The sequence below is a fragment of the Sphingomonas mali NBRC 15500 genome, from assembly GCF_001598415.1.
In the GTDB taxonomy this organism is placed as follows: Bacteria; Pseudomonadota; Alphaproteobacteria; order Sphingomonadales; family Sphingomonadaceae; genus Sphingomonas; species Sphingomonas mali.
Window position 1 is genome coordinate 1 of sequence record NZ_BCYX01000096.1, and the last position, 1,411, is coordinate 1,411.

Below are 1,411 nucleotides of genomic sequence, written 5' to 3' on the forward strand. Positions count from 1 at the left end.
GGGGAGCGGGCCGGTACCGTAATATCAAAGCCCGCCGTTGGCGCTTTCGACCTCGAACAAGCGGTCGACCTCGATCACGAGATCCCGCAGATGGAACGGCTTGGACAGCACGCGGGCATTGGGCATCTGCTTGCCGGCGCGCAAGGTCACGGCGGCGAAGCCGGTGATGAACATGACGCGCATATCGGGCGCGATCTCCGACACTTTCTGCGCCAGTTCGATCCCGTCCATCTCGGGCATGACGATGTCGGTCAGCAGCAGGTCGAAATGCTCGGCCTCGATCAGCGGCAGCGCGGCGGTACCGCGGTCGACGGCGGTGACCGCATAGCCCGACCGTTCCAGCGCGCGCGTCAGATATTCGCGCATCACCGAATCGTCTTCGGCCAATAGAATCCTGATCATGCCCGTCCGCTGCCTTGTGTCCCGCCAAGCTTTTTATGCCCCAAGGGTTTAAGATTTTCCAGCGCCGCGCGGTGATTGCCCCAAGACGGTACGACGAGTAGATTTGCACGCATGGCAGTTCCCTCGTTCGACCGCGTCGGACCAATCCCGCCGGACAGCCCGGTGATCCTGTCGGTGCCGCATGCCGGGCGCGATTATCCGCTCCAGCTGCGGGCCGCGGCCGCGGTGCCGGTGGCGTCGATGCTGGCGCTGGAAGACCGCCACGCCGACGATGTCGCGCTGGCGGCGCGGATCGACGAGACGTTGTTCGTGCAGCGCCGCGCGCGCGCCTGGATCGACCTCAACCGCGGCGAGGACGAGCGCGATCCGATGATCGACGACGGCGCGCGGCCGATCCCGGCGGGCGCCTCCGCGACCAAATTGCGCAGCGGGCTGGGCCTGGTGCCCCGGCGATCCGCACCCGGCGTCGCGATCTGGAACCGGCGGCTGGGCGACGACGAAGTGCGGCAGCGCATTACCCAGGATCACCGTCCCTATCATTCGGCGCTTGCCGACGCGCTGGCCGCCGCGCGCGAGCGGTTCGGGGCCGCTCTGCTGCTCGACGTGCATTCGATGCCGCCATTGCCGGGCGGCGCCTCGGCGCGCGTTGTGATCGGCGACCGCTTCGGCCGCAGCGCGGGCGGGCGGCTGGTCCATCGGCTGGAAGGAGAGGTCATCGCCGCGGGACATCGCGCCGCGCTCAACACCCCCTATCCCGGCGGCTATATCCTGTCGCGCCATGGCCGGCCCGACGAGCATATCCACGCAATCCAGATCGAGATCGACCGGCGCCTCTATCTCGACTCCAGCCTGACCGCGCCTGGCAAGGGCCTAGCCGGCACCGCCGCGTTGCTGCGCCGGATGATCGACGCAGCCACCGACGAATTGCTGACTGGCGGGCTGGCATTGGCGGCGGAGTGAGGGGGCTGGAAGGTCGACCGCCCTGGATTGGCAGGTTGCGACCCGATTG

General features: G+C 68.0%; 2 protein-coding genes. One reads left to right on the forward strand and one right to left on the reverse strand.

The features are described from left to right. Positions 1-24 precede the first annotated feature (24 nt). Positions 25-402 carry a cell cycle two-component system response regulator CpdR gene (gene cpdR / locus SMA01S_RS23920; RefSeq protein WP_066809174.1) on the reverse strand — a complete coding sequence of 126 codons (378 nt, stop codon included), beginning with the start codon at positions 400-402 and terminating at the stop codon, positions 25-27. A 111-nt stretch (positions 403-513) separates the two neighbouring features. Between cpdR and SMA01S_RS23925 the strand changes: the two genes are divergently transcribed. Next, positions 514-1,362: an N-formylglutamate amidohydrolase gene (locus SMA01S_RS23925; protein ID WP_066827989.1), complete on the forward strand. Its 849-nt coding sequence runs from the start codon at positions 514-516 to the stop codon at positions 1,360-1,362. The last annotated feature ends 49 nt before the right edge of the window (positions 1,363-1,411 follow it).

Bases quoted from the DNA above. Each gene is read 5' to 3' on its own strand.
- cpdR (WP_066809174.1), bottom strand. From the start codon at position 402: ATGATCAGGATTCTATTGGCCGAAGACGATTCGGTGATGCGCGAATAT.
- SMA01S_RS23925 (WP_066827989.1), top strand. From the start codon at position 514: ATGGCAGTTCCCTCGTTCGACCGCGTCGGACCAATCCCGCCGGACAGC.